Source organism: Lelliottia wanjuensis (genome assembly GCF_030238365.1).
Classification (GTDB): Bacteria; Pseudomonadota; Gammaproteobacteria; order Enterobacterales; family Enterobacteriaceae; genus Enterobacter; species Enterobacter wanjuensis.
In genome coordinates this window covers 21,347-38,516 of sequence record NZ_JASSOT010000051.1, presented here as the reverse complement: position 1 = coordinate 38,516, position 17,170 = coordinate 21,347, and the positions used below count along the sequence as shown (strand labels likewise).

Genomic DNA, 17,170 nt, shown 5'->3' with positions numbered 1-17,170 from the left:
GCCTGAAAAAGCTGATTCGCGTGGGAGATACCCTTAAGGAATATGGCGGCGAAGTGCTGAGTGGCAGCTATGAAGCCTTCGGTAAGCCGGTGGCCTGCGTGGGGGATAAAGCCCGGTGCAATAAACACGGCATGACCACCATTACCCAGGGCGCACCAGGCAGCACGGTTAACGGTAAGGCCGTCTCGCTCGACGGTCATAAATGCGCCTGCGGCTGTACGCTGGTCAGTTCACTCAGCACGATGGATGTTCACGGATGATCTTCCCGCCGCGTTACCCGGAGTATGCCGAACTTCATCCCGCTCGCTGGCGGCGATGGTGGATTGCGCTGCCGGTGATATTGTTCCTGGCCGCGATGGCAACGATGCTGCTGTGGCCGGAAGGCAAACCTACCCGAACGCTCTCCTTCTGGTTCTGGAGCCTGGTGTGTCCGTTGATCGTCTGGCTGGTCGCCGTGGCACTGCGCTGGCTGGTCTGGCTTCAGTCCGTTTCGAACCGTGAGACGCACCGGGAGGAAATAGCGTCCTCTGTCCGGGCCTGGTGGCGACACCGTTCGCGAATGCTGCCCGTGGAAGCCGTGATGCTGGTTACGCCAGTGGGTGATAAAGAGGCTGACCATCAGGCGCTGTTGTCGCCGCCGTTTCCTGTGGTTCCGGTCACGGTTGATGATCCACAGGGCAATGTGCTGCTGCATTGCCCGAAGGTGCTGGGGCTGGGAGGCCGGGAAAGTCGGGCGAATTTGCTGGCTCGCTATCTGGCCCGTCTGGTGCTGACCCGCTTGCGCGAATCCAGTGAAACCCGCCCGGTGCAGGTGTTTTGCTGGCTGGGCGATGAGCAGAGCCTGAGTGCGTTCAGCCTGGTGCTGGAATCCGATGGCATTCGCCTGCCGGAAGACGTGGTTCAGCTGCAAAGCGCTGCCGAACTGGACAAAGTGATTGATGCCATGCCCGACGATGACCAAGCCCTGCTGCTGTGTGCGGGGTTTGGTGAGGCAAAACCCTCAGCGGAATACACCGCTTCGGAAGCCGGTTTTGCCTGGCTGTGTGGACACCAGGCTGAAGCCCTGATGACGCGCAGCGAAATACTCCAGCCTGACGCGGGGGAAACTGCCGCGCAGCTGACGGAGCAGCTTAGCCGCTATGCCGGTCTGCGCGGTGTGCCAGAAGGCATGCTGGCCGCCGATTCATCCTCGATGGATGCACTTTTGCCGTCCGGCTGGTCAGCCGTCGATTACGTTCTGATGCCGTGGCTGGGTCACGCCGGGCCGGTTACGCCTTTTGTCATGCAGTCTCTCGCCGCGCTGTCAGCCCTTCAGGGGCAGTCCTGCGGCTGGACGGCGACATTGATGGAATCTCAATTTATTACAGGAGTTTGCGTTCCCCGTGGAAACCTCCCGCACTGAACCCCATCACTCATTATTCTGGCTGGTCACTGGCTACGTCATCGCGATCACCCTGCTGATATTGCTCGGGGCGTTGCTCTGGTACTTTGCGGGAAGCGGCTTTGACCTGCCGGAACTGCTACCGGGGCAGATAGCCTTCCGGGCAGTGATAGTCTGGCTGGTACTCATCTGGTTTTGTGCGCCGTTCATTCTGTGCTGGAAAGCGCTGGTGAAGCTCAAGGCGCGGGAGGCAACCGGTGCTGCCGGGAATAAGAAACAGCGACCACCTGAAAACCAGCTGGTGAAAGATATTTCCACCCAGCTGCGCTTCCAGTACGGCAGACGCTGGCGCAGCAAGGTGCGCATTATGCTGGTTGTCGGGGAAGAAAACGAAGTGGAGCAGGCCATTCCGGGGCTGACGACGCAGCACTGGCTCGAAGGGCATGGCGCATTGCTGCTGTGGCATGGTAGCCCGGTGGATGAACCGGATGCCTTACAGCTGAAAGCCCTGCGCAAAATCCGTCGCCGTCTGGCCGATGCGTTTATCTGGGTTGTGAATGAACAGACCGCTCTCTCGCACGATACCCTCGATACCGTTGCCCGTCAGCTGCAAAAACAGTATCACCTGTTGGGCTGGGAAGTGCCGCTGTGGTTGTGGGAAACCCACGCGCCAGCCTGGGAGCAGCCTGGGCTTCCGTTGCAGGGAACCGGCTTCCTGTCAGCGCCGGGCGATGAGGCTGATGATTTTCGTCATTCCCTGAACCAGCTTGAAGCGGCCCTGGTACAGCAGGGGATGCAGCAGACGCTCAATGACCGCAGGCATACGTTCCTGTTGCAACTGGCCCACAGCCTTCGTGAAGGTGGCACTGAACGTCTGACGCACACGCTTTCACAGCTGTCAGAAGGCGCACGTTCTCTGCCGCTCGGCGGGATGGTCTTCAGCCCGGCCATCATTTCGGGTGCGGCCTCCTTACGGCATGCCTGGCAACCGGGTAAAGCCTGGCTGGATTTACTCGCGCAGCGCTGGCGAAAACCGGTGGCAACCGGCGTGTCGTTACGCAAATCTTTACTGCTGACCTGCACTTGCCTGCTGGCGTTCTGGCTGGCGGCAACGGTCTTTTCCTGGGTAGCGAACCTGCGTCTGATGCAGGCCGATCAACAGCTGGCGCAGAATGCTACGGATACACGCCAGCCACTGCCGACGCGGCTGATGGCGCTCTACCAGCTGCAACATGAAATTGAACGCCTGCAACACCGCCAGAAATACGGTGCGCCGTGGTATATGCGCATGGGCCTCAGTCGTAACGATGATGTACTGGACGCGCTCTGGCCGTACTGGCAGCAGGCAGCGATGCCGTTACTGAGGGATGCGTCAGCGCAGCACCTGTCCTCGCTGATGAACAGCTGGCGCAATCTGCCGCCTGACGACCCGCAGCGAGCCACGCAGTCGAAAGTGATGTATGACCAGCTTCGGGCGTACCTGATGCTTTCCCGCCCCGATAAAGCTGACCCGGACTTCTTCAGTGCGACAACTATGCAGTTCTGGCCGCAGCGCGAGGGTGTGCAGGATGGCACATGGCGTATGGTCGGCAGCAGCATGCTGGCGTTCATGATGCAGAACCTTCCGGCCCATCTGGATTGGCGAACCACACCGGACATGCGTCTGGTCAGCGGCATGCGGTCAGCCTTGCTTCGCCAGATAGGGGCCAGCAATGCGGAATCTACGCGCTATCAGAAGATGATTGAGCAGGTATCCCGTGATTATGCCGATATGACGCTGAGTGCAATGGTGAACGGCACGGACAGCAGCCAGCTGTTCAGCACCGATGTCACCGTACCCGGCGTATTTACGCGTAAGGCCTGGGAAGAAGAAATTCAGCCTGCCATCGAGAAGCTGGCGAAATCACGGCGGGAAGAAATCGACTGGGTGCTGAGTGATGCCCAGCATTCCGGCGATGCCACCGGCACGGTTTCGCCTGACACGCTGAAAGCCCGGCTGACGGCGCGATACTTCTCTGATTATTCCGGGGCGTGGCTTAAATTCCTCAACAGCCTGCAATGGCATCAGGCCGGAAGTCTGTCGGAGTCGATTGAACAATTGACCCTGCTGGCTGATGTGCGGCAGTCGCCGCTGATTGCGCTGATAAACACCCTGAACGTGCAGGGCCGTGCCGGGCAGACCGGGGGCGACCTGACCGACTCGCTGGTGAGTTCAGCGAAAAACCTGATCCACCGCGACAAGGCGAAAGAGGCCATTCAGCAGGCCGGGAATGAGGCGCACGGCCCACTGGATGCGACCTTTGGCCCGTTACTGTCGCTGACGGGCGGGAACGGCTCGCAGAACAGTCTGAGCCTGCAAACCTTCCTGACCCGTATCACCCGTGTTCGCCTGCGGCTTCAGCAGGTGACAAACGCGCCGGATCCGCAGGCGATGATGCAGTCGCTGGCGCTGACCGTGTTTCAGGGCAAGGCGGTCGATCTCACCGACACCCGCGACTACGGCAGTCTGATTGCCGCGAGTCTCGGTCAGGAGTGGAGCGGTTTCGGCCAGACTGTTTTTGTGCAGCCGATGATCCAGGCCTGGGAACAGGTGCTTTCGCCGACCTCGGAGAGCCTTAACAGCCAGTGGCAAAACGATATCGTGACCCCGTGGAGTGCGTCGTTCGCAGACCGCTATCCGTTTACCGATCGTCAGAGTGAGGCATCACTGCCCGAGCTGGCGCAGTTTATGCGTTCCGACACCGGGCGTATTGCGCAGTTTATACAGACCCGCCTGGGTGGCCTGCTGCGACTTGAAGGCGATAAGTGGGTGCCGGATGCGATGAACAGCCAGGGGCTGACCTTTAACCCGGCGTTCCTGAATGCGCTCAATCGCCTGACTCGTGTCGCTAACGTGGCCTTTGCACATGGCGATGTGGAGCTGCATTTCCAACTGATGGCCAAGCCTTCCCGCGATGTGGTGGAATCCGACCTGACGCTGGACAGGCAGAAACTCCAGTATTTCAACCAGGAAGAAAGCTGGCAGACCCTGACCTGGCCGGACAACCGCTGGCAACCCCAGACCACGCTGACCTGGCGCACGGTGAAAACCGGCGCTCGACTCTATTCCGATGAGCCGGGAAGCTGGGGCTTTATTCGCCTGCTGGATAAAGCACTGGTGACAGATCTGGGTGATAACCTCTATCGCGTGGCCTGGATCACCCCGGACGGCGTGGCGCTGAACTACCAGCTGCGCACGGAGCTGGGGAAAGGGCCGCTGTCACTGCTTGATCTGCGCGGGTTTGTGTTGCCATCACAGATTTTCTCGTCCGGTGGCGCTGCCGCTGCGGGAATCCGCACTGGAGGTGAATAATGAACATCCGGCCATCCCGTTATTTGTGGTTATGCCTGCCACTATTGCTGCTGAGCAGCTGTGGTCTGTACCAGAAAACAAAGCAGGGTACACAGAGCGTAGCGAAGGCGATTTTCTATCGGCAGGTGGAGACACTGCACCTGAGCTTCGCCGCCCGGAGCGCCATTAATGCCGATGATGCGCAGCAGGCGATGCCGCTGCGTATCCGCGTCCTGCAACTGAACGACCGCAAGATCTTTGACAGCACGGAGTATACCGATCTGCTGACACAGCCGGATTTGGTGCTGAAGGAGTCATTGCTGACACAGCGCCAGCTGAGCGTTTATCCCGGTCAGACGGTCAACCTCGATATTCCAATGGATGAAAAAGCGCAGTTTGTGGCGGTGGTCGGGCTGTTTCGCAAGCCGGACAGAACCCGTGGCACCTGGAAGCAGGTGCTGAGCCGCGACTCGCTTGACCCGGATGAGCCGCGCGTCATTGAAGTCCGTGATAACACGCTGCTGCTGAAACCGGTGAAAGAATGAATGATCATGATTTTCTCAAATATTTCGACAGTGAAATGCGCTGGCTGAGAGCGGCGGCGCGTGAGTTTGCTGAACAACACCCGGAGGCCGGTCGGCGGCTGGGTATCGACCGACAGTCTCATAAAGCTGATGATACCGTAGAGCAGCTGTTCCAGGGCTTCTCGCTGATGATGGCCCAACTCAGGCGCAAGCTGGATGACGATATCCCGGAGCTGACGGAGCCGCTTCTGGGCCATCTGCTGCCGATAGCCAACCGGACACAGCCCTCGATGGCCGTGGTCGAGCTGACCCCGGAAATGGTGGCGCAGGTCAGGGATGTGGTGATCCTCGCTGGCACGACACTGCTGACCCGGCCAATGGATGATACCGGGCTGCGCTGCCCGTATCGCACGACCGATGAACTGGTGCTGCACCCGCTGGAGCTGCACAACGTCCGACGACAGTTTCGCACTGACGGCCATCAGGTGCTGACGCTGCGGTTTTCATTCAGCCAGTACGCCGACCCGTCGCAGACGGATTTGAGCCAGATCCCGCTCTATATTCACGGCGATCGGCCCTTACAGTCGATGCTGTATCTGGCGCTGACGCATCATGTCTCGCATATCACGGTGCGCCTGCCACAGACCGGCAATCTCGACCCGCAGCCATTTCACGGCAAACTGTCGTCGCGCTGGCAGCAAAACTGGTCGTCAGTCTGGCCGGAGAGCGACAGCCCGGCGCTGTGCGGTGAAGTTCGCCCGTTACTGGAATACTTCAGCTTCCCGGCCCGGTTTGCGTTCTTTACCCTGACAGGTCTTGAAACGTTGCCGCTCGGAGAAGACTGTCAGCATTTTGAGCTGGAATTTCATCTGAGCAAGCCGCTGAACCGGGATATTCCCGTGCCGGAAGATATTCTGCGTATCCACTGTGTACCGCTTATCAATTTGTTTACGCTCAACGCTGAACCCCTGAAGGTGGAGCCTGCAACGCTGGATTACCGGCTGCGGCCACACCGGCTTCGAGATCATCACACTGAAATTTACAGCGTAGATAAGGTGGCCGCGAGCGAGACGCTGGACAAGCGCCAGTACGTACCGTATCGGCAATTTCGGCACAAAGGCGGGATGTTGCAGCGTAAAGAGAGCTGGCCGGAACGGTACTTTCATACCCGCATCTGGCGCGGTGTAAGTGGTCTGCATGAGACGTTGCTGATGCTGGGCGGTACGTCCGGTGAGCAGGATCTTCACGAAGAAAATGCCACGCTGTTTATGAACATCACCTGTACCAACGGCAACTACCCGCGCATGACGCTGGATGCTGCGGTCTTTGATGGCGTGACCACGACCGGTAATCAGACGCTGCGCTGCCAGACCCGGCATGCGCCCTCGATGCCGTGTTACCCGCCATTATCGCAGCTGCACCAGTGGCATATCATGGCACAGCTGCATCCCCGCGCCCTGAGCCAGATGATAAGCGATGCAGAAAATCTTCGGGCGGTATTGCAGCTGTTTAACTGGACGGAAGATGAGAACAATCGTCGCCGGATTGAGGGTATCCGGGAGGTCAGCTATCAGCAGGCGTACAATTCTTCCCGTAGCTGGCACGGAGTACGCATTCGCGTCGGGCTGGATGAAACACAGTTCAGTGGTGTGGGTGATGCGCGGTTGTTCTGCGAATTGCTGGAGCAGTTCTTCACACAGTACGCCAGCGTTATCCGCTTTACGCAGCTGACGGTGGTGCTCACCGAGTCCGGCACGGAATGGGCGTGGCCGGAACGCCGGATTGACAGGGTGCTGATGTGAACGACGCGGAAGATAAGAAAACGTTGCCGCCTTTCTGGCTCGACAGCGACGGTAACGATCAGACTGCCCGGTTTAATTTCTACCGCTTCTGTCAGTTGCTGGAGAAGGCTGGCGGGCATTCGCTGGGTACAGGTTTTTATCCTGACAGTGACCCGGTGCGCTTCAGGCCCGATCCCCATTTAGGTTTTCCATCCGGCGAGCTGAAGCGGACTGAAATCGACCCGGATAACCCGAATGCCCCGCCGACCGTCAGAACAAAATTTCTGGGATTGTACGGTGTGGATTCTCCACTGCCGACTGCCTACATTGACGATATCAACCAGGGGCGGGAAGGGGCTGATGCAATGGCCGCGTTCCTTGATATCTTCAATCACCGGCTGATGACGCAGTTTTACCGTATCTGGAAAAAATACAGCTACCCCGCAACATTTGAAGACGGCGGCACGGATAAGTTCTCCCGCAGCCTGATGGCGCTGACCGGCATTACCCACAGCCGGGAACTGCCTGCATCACTCCTGCTGGCAATTATTCAGCCGTTGCTGCACCCAACCCACACGACTGAAGGTGTGGCCGCCGTGATCCGCAGCCAGGCTCCGAATACACAGGTAAAGGTCATCCCGCATCACCCGGTCTGGATGCTGGTGGCTGAGCGTGCGCGAATGAAAATTCACGGGGGAATGACGCTGGGTGAACGCCCGATTCTGGGGGATGAAGTCGAAGATGCAAACTACTGCATGCGCATTGAAATGAGTACCGAGGATGCCGATGAGGCGAAAGGGTGGATGCCACGGGGCCAGCTGCGCAGGGATGTGTTTGCGCTGCTGAAGACGTACCTGGGATGTGATTACGATGCCAGCCTGCACCTGACCATCCCGGTTCGCCTGCTGCCTCGTCCGAGGCTTGGCGACCCGGATCTCTTTTCAGGATACAACATTATGCTCGGGCTTCGGGATGACAATGAAGATCAGATGCCGCAGACAATGCGGATGAAGGTAGGGAAATTGCGGGGGAGGGATTTTGACGAAGAGTAGTTTCTCTGGCTCCTACAATTATTATCGATTTCTGCCACCAGAGTTGCATCGGAATGCCGACGCACTGATTGACTGGCTGGCTACCGTTCCTTATCTGAAGCCTGAGCATTGCCCACATTGTGAGAGCCCGGTATTTCATACCAACGGCAGATCGCCGAAAGATCAGATTATTAACTATCGGTGTAGCCGCTGCAGGAAAGGATTTTCACCGCTGACGGGGACGTTGCTGGCCCGGAGTCGGCATATTCCATTATGGCCGGTGTTTGCCGCCGCCCGTTTATCAGGACTCAGTTCAGCAGAGCTGGTGGCCGCACTTAAGATTTCTGAACCAACATGTCTGCATAAGGATCGCGTTATAGCCAGCGTCATGCAGACTTACTGGCCTGTACTCCATGCCTGGTGGGTGCCCCATTACGAGCGACGTGCTCCCGCTTTTACGCCGGAGGTTACGGTTGAAGCAGAACGGCTGAAAAACTGGTATCGGACGTTGAAAACTCTGGAGACAGCAATTTGTCCGCATTGCGGAGGAACACAGACTGTCCGAACGAAAGAGCGTCCATGTTTCCGGTGCCGTCCTTGTGACCGTTATTTCAGCCTGCTGGGTGGGCTCCCTGTCGCCAGCCTTCGCTTTTTTGAAAGCTGGGGTGAGGGTATTAATGCTCTGGTGGCCGGAGACAGCGTCACTGACATTAAAAGGTGCATGAAAATGAGCCTTTCTGCGGCAATTCTGTGGGAAAAACGCATGATGCTCATGCTTGAGATAATGGAGCTGCATGCGCTAAAGGCCTGGATACTCTGGCAGCGAAATCGCGACCGGCATCGTCGCGCCATGCTTGTACATCATCAAGGTTTACGCTTCTCACAGGACGGACTGGTAAGATCGCAGCGCAAGAAAACCTGAAGTAGGAGAATGTGCTGGGGTCTGATTGCGATAAATGCCCTCATGAAATCGTTGAGTTTGGCGCTCTGGTTGCTGGGAGATAAAAGGTGGTGACAAAGGGAGTCCAAACGCACTGAACTGGCTCCACTGATCGATACTTTCCTTCACGTTTCCAACACATAAACCCAATCACAACATTTTGGGCATACCTTATCTCCCTGCCAGCAGACATGACACCAACAACATCTCCATTGCCGTATAGCCGTGTTAATAGGTGAAAGGCGCTTTTGTGGAGGCGGTATAGTTTGTGATGAGGTTTGCTCCTGCACTGTCAGGTGCTTGTTGAATCGACATTTATTAAGTCGAGCGACATTGTTGATATGCCCTGGCAGGTGCACAAACGTTTTGGTCGCTGTCAGAGGGTCAAACTGAACACCGATCTGCAGTTTGCAGTAAATGCAATGCAATGAATCAAAATCAACCTGTTGAACAGAGTCTGGTGTAACCCATTCACCATCTATAGTGACGGCGTGAGTGGCTAAAACGAAGTAATTCATCATGAACTCCGGAACAAATAAAAAAAGCCAGCATGGTTAGCTGACTTTGTGGATAAAGGGGGAAAGGAAGTATTCCCGTCTGGTATAGTGAGCAAGATTTACCGACCCCTTTTTGTTTTCTTCCTTTTTTTGAGTGAGCGCACTTCTCCACGGCCGAAGGTTCTGGCATTCCCAGGCAGGACCAGACGGGCGCAGGCATCGATTTTGGTGATGTAGCTCAGCGCCTGAAGTAACCCTTTATCCTTACTGTTGTCCCCACGCTCCAGTTTGCCGAGGCAGCAGTTCGTATAACGATCTTTGTGCGCATTGCAGTTGTAGTAAGTGCCTTTGCCTTTGGTGATGGTGTTTTTCCAGCATTCCCCGAAAGCATGAGCAATCACGCCATCCTGTTGTGCTTTGTTGCCATTTAAGATAAACAGCATGTGGTAATGAAATTTACGTTGTGGGCCATATTCCAGTTTCCACACTGTCCCGAGCACATGACGGAACAATGGATTCTTTTGCATGTGACGAAACAGCAGCTGACGATGCTTACGGGCGTCATCAGCAGTGATGTCAGCCTTATGCTCATTTGCCCATGACAAATCTATCCGCAACACCAGCAGTCGGGAATGACACTCCTGCAGGTGCCTGATGTAATTCATCACTCCCTTCAGGTTCTTCACTGCAACCCGATGGTACTTTCTGCATGTCTGTTTAAACCCTGCCTGACTGACTGCATGTCGGTAGTCCTGCACCAGTTTGTTCAGCATCTCTGCCGTGTTAACGGTATCTGCTCCCACTATTTTCCCGTTATGGATACGGGCATATAAATCAGCGTTATTAAATAAACACTGGAATGTCGAAATGCGTGGATTAGCTATTCGTTCTTTCATTGCGTCTTCCGGCAACATATTGAGATAACGGATGGCATCAAGAATGATGACTGACTCCGCGCTCTCTTTATAGCCAGACCTGTTAAACAGAATAGTGAAGGGTAATTTACGTCCTCTGCTGATAGCTTTAAGGCAGCTATCCAGCTGTTCTAATTTGAATCTGAATTCATTATCATCAGAGATGATGATGTGGGGAGTGTTATTCTCAATATGATACTCAGCATGAGATAACAGGAATGATTCGGGTAAGTGCATAATGTACATCCTGAAGCCAGTCAGTAATGGCTGACTGGCAATCTATAAGCGTGGTTATTGGATGAGTGTCTATATCTGATATTCAGTATGAATAGTAATGTCAGAAATAGTGTCTGTGTGATAACAAAGTCTAAGTGTATGACGCTATTAATGAGTGTGATATATCGTGTTGTATGGAATGATATTGATTTATGATTGAATGTGGATTAAATATAATAATAAATAAACCGACTTTGCAAATTACATCAAGACTATATGCCATAAGGCATGAGAGCATAAAAGCAGGGTGTAAAGTTAGTGACCTTTTTCATCACTATCTTTAGTGTCTTTTATGCTCTTGACTTATCAATACGGGCTTCTAACCATTCTTTTACTTCACGTTCAATCCAGCGCGAGCTACGGCCAAATTTAACAGGCTTTGGGAATTTCCCTTCCTGCACCATTTTATAAAACCACTTATCGGACAGGCTGGTCAGTTCAGTAATGAACTGCATGCTGACAAATTTATCTTCGTAAATGTTAATCGTGCTCATGACATGTCTCCGGGGAAAGCATCAGGAGGACGCCGGATGGCATCCTTTCATGTCATAGGCATCGTATGTATGACTTTACTTTTTATTTAATCTGTTTCCTGCAATGTATATATACACACATTACATACTGAATATGGCTACTGGCCTTTTCTCTCATACAGCCTGGCTTGAATTGGGAGTGCTGTTCATCTCCATGTGCAGAGGACAGATACCACTTCTAGCCGCACCAGTGGGCTATGAAGAAAGGAATGAGGTAAAATTGAAGTCGATGGATGGTGCGTAAATGCCACGTGACACGGGTTCATTCCTATGAATACAGGGTGTGGCATCTATTTCTTCAACGTAAAAAACAGCACATTTATCGTGTAAGAATTGGTTCGTTATCGTGTATAATGCTGCGTTATTAGTGCGTAATGATTACGTAGTAACTTATGTTAATGAAGGACCATATTGTATGAAAGTACCTGGTGACAGTGTTTCAGAGAAAGACATCAGAAGGTGTCATTTTTATATCCGTCACATGGCCGATAATAAAATCCCTGTTCATTCATTTGGCTATAATCCTGATGAAGTCTGCGAGTCCATTAATCAATCACTGTGTAGCCATTTCAATTCATCCGTGGAACGGGCTCGATTCATTGGTAATATGAAAATGGAATGTGATTACTCGCTGGTGAAGATCGATGATTTTAAATGGCTGGATAAAGATGAACGGGCTGCTTACTGGTTCTGGTCATTTTTTCTTTCCCCAAGGGAAATGACCGTTCATATGCCCTCCGCATCCAGTTCTTCAAATGTTCCAGATATATCATTTCCATATCCAGTCACTCCCCCGGGAAGTATCCTGCCGCTCAGTATTAATACATCTCATAAAAGCCGGGTGGATTCTATTATTCAGTATTTTGACCAGTGGAAACTTGACAGGCATGTGGATGCCCAGCTTTTTTCTCAGGGCTTTTCTCCCGCAAAAATGAAATCGCAGATTATCATTCAGTTAAAATCCAGATGGTCGGAAATATACAGTGAGAAAGACCCGTTTGGGTTTATAAAAGACAAGTCGGATGAAAATATGTCATGGGCCTGGCGCTATATAAAAAACTATCCTCATCCATTATTTGATCACAAAAGTCTGGCTCCTGCATCAAAGAAAGAAACCGAACTGGCACTGTACTGCGTATGGGATACTGCACCAGATGATGGCATTGCAAAAAAATACTTCATGTCTGAGTTTAAGAAAGCCTGGAGCCAGAAAAAATTCAGAGACAGCAGTAAAGACACCAGGGTGCTGAATACTCGACTGCCAAAGGATGTGAAAGAGAAACTAGACTTTATGGCCAGGAAATATAATAAAAGCATTGCTGATATGGTAAGTTATCTTATCGAAGGTGCATATCGTTCTCAGAATAAAGATAAGTAGCAAGCCTCCTTATTATCTCTTGGGCTGATTTTATGTCGGTCCAAATAATCTCGCCTTCTTCCAGATAATTTCAAACCTATATCACCCTAATGAACCAGTCGGCCGAGTGTTGTTCAATTGTTGCAATTGATTGATCTGTCACGCCGATCGATACTCCCATTGATGATAGTCATTGGCTATTGATTGTTATTTATTAATCGTTTTTATAATAGATGATAACGATCAATCCCTGGAAACTGATCTGTAATAACGATTATCCCATCCCACTCCAAATGCATACGATCAGGTGGCCTTTTGTGCAGCAAAGGGCCACTTTTCGTTTGTAAAACAACAGTAAGGAATCTCTATGTTGAAGGTCACTTCTGCACTCTTTCTCAGTGCAACCTTATTCACCGCGACTTCGCACGCGGCCATTCAGGAACAGCAGTGGGGTAACTGGTTTGGTAATACCAGCGGAATGGAATTTTCAATAAACGCCGACAATGATGTTGGTGAGCGCATTACCTTCACTTGCAACGAAGGTCACATGGGCGTCACCTACAGCAAGCCAGACAGAAATTTTCTCATATCTTCTGGTGCTGGACTGAAAGAGCCGGGGCTGAACATCAACTCAACCCATTATCGATTAGGCGAAGCTGCATTTATGGCGCTCAAAAACACCGGTGATGAAGGCGTGCTGGAAGTCACTGAAGCCAGTAAACCATTGTCCAAACCGTTCAAAACCGCAGGTCTTCAGGAAGCGCTGAAAGAGGTAACCTGGCAAGACTGCATCAGCCGTTAAGCACCTTTCTTCGCCTATTTTTCAAAACAGCACAGTTTGCTGTTTTAACCACTCGTTGCTGGAGTCCGGGTACGCCCAGCAGAGCCAACAACAAACGTCCTCAGGGTGTCACTATGACAGAGTTCATTTCACGCTTATTTATAATCTCAGTGCTTTCGTTTCCTGCTCTAAGTTTTGCCATCACCATTCCCGGTAATATTCACCCAGAGCGATACACGTTCTTTCTGACAGATAACGGCGGTGAAATGCTTCGCGAAATGAACGATGCAGCAGTCAGCGTAAAACTCAACAACAAAGTTGGTTTTAGCGCTGAGGCACAAAGCAAGGCTGCTGCTGCGAACATATCTCCTTTGCTGTATGCAGCATCACCGCTTGAACAGAACTTTATCCGCTACGACGGTAAACCGGTTAAGGCTCTGACTTGCCTCATCACAACCCAAACCATGCCGGGTAAGAATAAAAATTACACCTGGGAGGAAACTTACTGCCTTGATGAAACCGGTGCTGCCTACATCGGCACAAAAGGCTGGCCGTCACGCGCCATCGTCGAAAAGAGCTGTGAGGTGGGTGCCTCCGGTTGTCCTGTATATCTTGGCCTGAACAATGATCCACCGACCCTGCGGAACGATGCTGCGCAATATATTCCTTACAGCAGCAAACGCGTAAGTGGGCAGAAAGAAAGTAACTCTCAGCCAAAAGCAGCAACTGGAGATATCGTCGCAGAGCAGGATGGTTATGTGGTGAATTACGTCAAAGCCAGCAGTTGTGCTGACAACAAACTGATTGTCAAAAACACAAGCTCCGGGAAAACTGCCGCAATTGCAGGATTAAATGGTTGTTCATTCGACCCGAAGAAAAATGCAGTAATTATCTTTCCTCTAAATGAATACGTCGGTGTTTACAGTGGCCCCACAAACGCTTCTGAGGAAATAGCCTCCGTCGATCTCCCCTGATTACTCACCTGGTCCGGTATACGCTTCCTGCGGTACCGGACGTTTTATGGAAAGACCTATGAAAAGCCAAAAATTCCCGGACGATACAGCGCCAGATACAGCACCTCTGGATCTGACCTGGCCCGTTGTTTTCAGCGTCGCGGGACTCACTCTGCTAAGAAGTAAGTCGGTCGTATGCCAGACTATGGGAGCCAGCCTGATGACCTTTAGTCTGATAAGACTCATAAAAAAACTCGCCATTCTTGCCTGAAAGTTGATTCCCGGCAAAAGCTGAAGTGTCGCGTTATCAAAGGACTGGCTGCAATAGCAGAGGGCAGAATTAATGATGATGCCTTTGTTTTTTCAGTATGCGGCAAAGCGTATGAACACCTGCCTCCCGTCATAAGGCGAGTCGTGAAGTACGAATGGTGCATTCGATGCTTCCAGTACGGTAAACCTTTCATTCTGCGTCGATTACAACATCAGCAGATCGACGAGCTAATCTCGCCGACATTACCTGACGGTGAACTGTCGCCACTGCAAGAGCTGCCACCCGCTACTCCCTGAATACCCTCCATAGCCACTTCACAGAAGTGGCTTTTATGCCCATTCATAAAGGAATTAACTATGACTCGTTTAGCCAGCCGCTTTGGCTCGGTCAATCTTGTTCGCCGCGACCGCCCGTTAACCCGCGACGAACTGGCGCATTATGTGCCAAGCGTCTTCAGCGAAGAAAAGCATGAATCCCGTAGCGATCGCTATACCTACATTCCGACAATTACCCTTCTCGATAACTTGCAACGCGAAGGCTTCCAACCGTTCTTTGCCTGCCAGACACGCGTGCGGGACCAGAGCAAGCGAGAGCACACCAAACACATGCTGCGCCTGCGTCGCGAAGGCCAGATCACTGGCAAACAGGTGCCAGAAATCATCCTGCTTAACAGCCATGACGGTTCAAGTTCATACCAGATGTTGCCTGGGTTATTCAGATCGGTTTGCCAGAATGGACTGATTTGCGGTGAGTCTTTCGGAGAGGTGCGCGTGCCGCATAAAGGCAATGTGGTGGAGAAAGTCATAGAAGGGGCTTACGAAGTACTGGGGATATTTGATCAAGTGGAAGAGAAGCGTGATGCCATGCAGTCGCTGATATTACCGCCACCTGCACAGCAGGCAATGGCGAAAGCGGCATTAACCTATCGCTTTGGTGAAGAGCATCAGCCGGTGACGGAAACGCAGATACTCTCTCCACGCCGCTGGCAGGATGAAAGTAATGACTTGTGGACTACTTACCAGCGTATTCAGGAAAACCTGATTAAAGGTGGGCTGTCCGGTCGAACGACCAGAGGTCAACGCTCCCATACACGCGCTGTTAAAGGCATCGACGGAGATGTGAAACTTAACCGTGCCCTTTGGGTGATGGCCGAGAATATGCTGCAACTTGCCTCATGAAGCTTTTTACCAACCCTATCTTCACGCCCTGCCACTAAACCGGCGGGGCTTTTTGATTTAAGGAGCAATTATGTCCGCACTCAATTTATCCCCGGTATTCCTGCCAAATGAGCAACGCATTATCCGTCGGGCGTTACGACTATTGGAAAAGTATCAGCGCCAGCCGAATGAGTCTTTTACTTCCACCTGCTTCACTAAGACCTGGCTTCAGCTACAAATGGCTCACATGGAGCGGGAAGTTTTCATCGTGATGTATCTCGACAATCAGCATTGCCTGCTGGAGCGAGAAACGCTGTTTACTGGCACGCTTAGCCATACCGAAGTACATCCTCGCGAGGTGGTGAAGTCAGCTCTGAAACATAACGCCGCTGCGGTCATTCTGGCGCACAACCATCCGTCCGGCACGACAGAAATCAGTCAGCAGGACAAACATATTACTCAGAGGATTATGAAAGCCTTGGCTCTGGTGGAAGTTCGTGTGCTGGATCATCTTGTGGTGGGAAACGAGGTTGTGTCATTTGCTGAGCTTGGTTTGCTTTAAAGGGAGGTTTTCATGTCATTAATACCAGCCCATGAATGGGGGCTAAAAAGCGATATTGTTCCACGGTTTGGTGCCAGATTAGTTCAGGAAGGCAACCGGCTACATTACCTGGCAGACAGGGCTGGGGTGATGGGAATGTCCAGCGATACCGAATGTCTTAAACTGGAGGAAGCATTTCCGCACTTTATCAGTCAGATGGAATCAATGTTGACCACTGGCGAGCTGAATTCCCGCCATGCCCATTGCGTCACCCTGTACCACAACGGTTTCACCTGCGAAGCCGATACCCTTGGCAGTTGCGGCTACGTTTACATCGTCGTCTATCCCACTCAACGCTAACTAATTTTGAAAGAGCAAACATGAATACTCTACCTGTAATCATCCCACAGGCGGCGAAGCAATGTCTGCCGCCCGTAACTGTCTGGCAAATGTTGCTTACTCGCCTGCTTGAACAGCACTATGGTCTGACGCTACACGACACACCTTTTAGTGATGAAGCCGTCATACAGGAACATATCGATGCCGGTATCACTCTGGCTAATGCCGTTAACTTTCTGGTGGAGAAGTATGAGTTAGTCCGTATCGATCGCTGTGGATTTTCCTCACAGGTACAAGCACCATATTTGACTGCGACAGACATTCTTCATGCCAGGAAAGCGTGCGGGCTGATGAGCCAGTGTTCTTACAGGGAGGTAAGTAATATTGTTCTTAGCCGATCACGGCTGTGAGGAGATGGAGATCTGAGAAGGTTTCCACGATACGTGAAGAATTTGATGAGATTAACGACTCGATGAAAGGCTCATCGAGTCGTATGAATACCAAGGTGGGGGCATAAATGGGGGCATTTATAAAGATGAAACAAGGAAATATTTATATTTATC

At 52.3% G+C, this 17,170-nt stretch carries 17 protein-coding genes; 15 read left to right on the top strand and 2 right to left on the bottom strand.

Annotation, left to right across the window (positions count from 1 at the left end):
* Nucleotides 1-2 precede the first annotated feature (2 nt).
* The 7 genes from QQF33_RS06160 to QQF33_RS06130 are packed head-to-tail and all read left to right on the top strand — an operon-like array spanning nucleotide 3 to nucleotide 8,970.
* On the top strand, nucleotides 3-260 hold the full coding sequence (locus QQF33_RS06160) for a PAAR domain-containing protein (protein ID WP_285157595.1): 258 nt from the start codon (nucleotides 3-5) through the stop codon (nucleotides 258-260).
* On the top strand, nucleotides 257-1,402 hold the full coding sequence (locus QQF33_RS06155; protein WP_285157565.1) for a hypothetical protein: 1,146 nt from the start codon (nucleotides 257-259) through the stop codon (nucleotides 1,400-1,402). Before QQF33_RS06160 ends, QQF33_RS06155 begins: the two co-directional genes overlap by 4 nt.
* A complete protein-coding gene (locus QQF33_RS06150; protein WP_285157564.1) occupies nucleotides 1,383-4,733 on the top strand; it encodes an ImcF-related family protein in 3,351 nt (1,116 codons plus the stop codon). Before QQF33_RS06155 ends, QQF33_RS06150 begins: the two co-directional genes overlap by 20 nt.
* Nucleotides 4,733-5,257: a type VI secretion system lipoprotein TssJ gene (gene tssJ, locus QQF33_RS06145; protein ID WP_285157563.1), complete on the top strand. Its 525-nt coding sequence runs from the start codon at nucleotides 4,733-4,735 to the stop codon at nucleotides 5,255-5,257. The genes QQF33_RS06150 and tssJ overlap by 1 nt, the downstream gene beginning before the upstream one ends.
* Nucleotides 5,254-7,038 (top strand): type VI secretion system baseplate subunit TssF, encoded by a 1,785-nt coding sequence (tssF, locus tag QQF33_RS06140; protein ID WP_285157562.1) that lies wholly within the window; start codon nucleotides 5,254-5,256, stop codon nucleotides 7,036-7,038. The genes tssJ and tssF overlap by 4 nt, the downstream gene beginning before the upstream one ends.
* Nucleotides 7,035-8,069 carry a type VI secretion system baseplate subunit TssG gene (gene tssG, locus QQF33_RS06135; RefSeq protein ID WP_285157561.1) on the top strand — a complete coding sequence of 345 codons (1,035 nt, stop codon included), beginning with the start codon at nucleotides 7,035-7,037 and terminating at the stop codon, nucleotides 8,067-8,069. The genes tssF and tssG overlap by 4 nt, the downstream gene beginning before the upstream one ends.
* Complete coding sequence (locus tag QQF33_RS06130; protein WP_285157560.1) at nucleotides 8,056-8,970, top strand: hypothetical protein; 915 nt, start codon at nucleotides 8,056-8,058, stop codon at nucleotides 8,968-8,970. Before tssG ends, QQF33_RS06130 begins: the two co-directional genes overlap by 14 nt.
* 634 nt (nucleotides 8,971-9,604) lie before the next feature.
* Here QQF33_RS06130 and QQF33_RS06125 read toward each other — a convergent pair.
* Nucleotides 9,605-10,636, bottom strand: a complete 1,032-nt coding sequence (locus QQF33_RS06125; RefSeq protein ID WP_285157559.1) for a YagK/YfjJ domain-containing protein — start codon at nucleotides 10,634-10,636, stop codon at nucleotides 9,605-9,607.
* A gap of 329 nt (nucleotides 10,637-10,965) precedes the next feature.
* Nucleotides 10,966-11,169 carry a helix-turn-helix transcriptional regulator gene (locus QQF33_RS06120; RefSeq protein ID WP_285157558.1) on the bottom strand — a complete coding sequence of 68 codons (204 nt, stop codon included), beginning with the start codon at nucleotides 11,167-11,169 and terminating at the stop codon, nucleotides 10,966-10,968.
* A 454-nt stretch (nucleotides 11,170-11,623) separates the two neighbouring features.
* On the opposite strand from QQF33_RS06120, the gene QQF33_RS06115 reads away from it, so the two are divergent.
* The 8 genes from QQF33_RS06115 (at nucleotide 11,624) to QQF33_RS06080 (ending at nucleotide 17,017) form a co-directional block, all read left to right on the top strand.
* Nucleotides 11,624-12,586: a hypothetical protein gene (locus QQF33_RS06115; protein WP_285157557.1), complete on the top strand. Its 963-nt coding sequence runs from the start codon at nucleotides 11,624-11,626 to the stop codon at nucleotides 12,584-12,586.
* Between the two features lie 346 nt (nucleotides 12,587-12,932).
* Complete coding sequence (locus tag QQF33_RS06110) at nucleotides 12,933-13,367, top strand: hypothetical protein (protein WP_285157556.1); 435 nt, start codon at nucleotides 12,933-12,935, stop codon at nucleotides 13,365-13,367.
* A gap of 113 nt (nucleotides 13,368-13,480) precedes the next feature.
* Nucleotides 13,481-14,320 (top strand): hypothetical protein, encoded by an 840-nt coding sequence (locus QQF33_RS06105; protein WP_285157555.1) that lies wholly within the window; start codon nucleotides 13,481-13,483, stop codon nucleotides 14,318-14,320.
* Between the two features lie 58 nt (nucleotides 14,321-14,378).
* Nucleotides 14,379-14,570, top strand: coding sequence for a hypothetical protein (locus QQF33_RS06100; RefSeq protein ID WP_285157554.1), 192 nt, complete (start codon nucleotides 14,379-14,381; stop codon nucleotides 14,568-14,570).
* 356 nt (nucleotides 14,571-14,926) lie between these two features.
* Nucleotides 14,927-15,748, top strand: a complete 822-nt coding sequence (locus QQF33_RS06095; RefSeq protein WP_285157553.1) for a DUF932 domain-containing protein — start codon at nucleotides 14,927-14,929, stop codon at nucleotides 15,746-15,748.
* Between the two features lie 70 nt (nucleotides 15,749-15,818).
* Entirely contained in the window at nucleotides 15,819-16,289 is a 471-nt protein-coding gene (radC, locus tag QQF33_RS06090) for a RadC family protein (RefSeq protein WP_285157552.1), read from the top strand.
* A gap of 12 nt (nucleotides 16,290-16,301) precedes the next feature.
* Entirely contained in the window at nucleotides 16,302-16,628 is a 327-nt protein-coding gene (locus tag QQF33_RS06085; protein WP_285157551.1) for a type IV toxin-antitoxin system YeeU family antitoxin, read from the top strand.
* 20 nt (nucleotides 16,629-16,648) lie between these two features.
* Nucleotides 16,649-17,017: a TA system toxin CbtA family protein gene (locus tag QQF33_RS06080; RefSeq protein ID WP_285157550.1), complete on the top strand. Its 369-nt coding sequence runs from the start codon at nucleotides 16,649-16,651 to the stop codon at nucleotides 17,015-17,017.
* The last annotated feature ends 153 nt before the right edge of the window (nucleotides 17,018-17,170 follow it).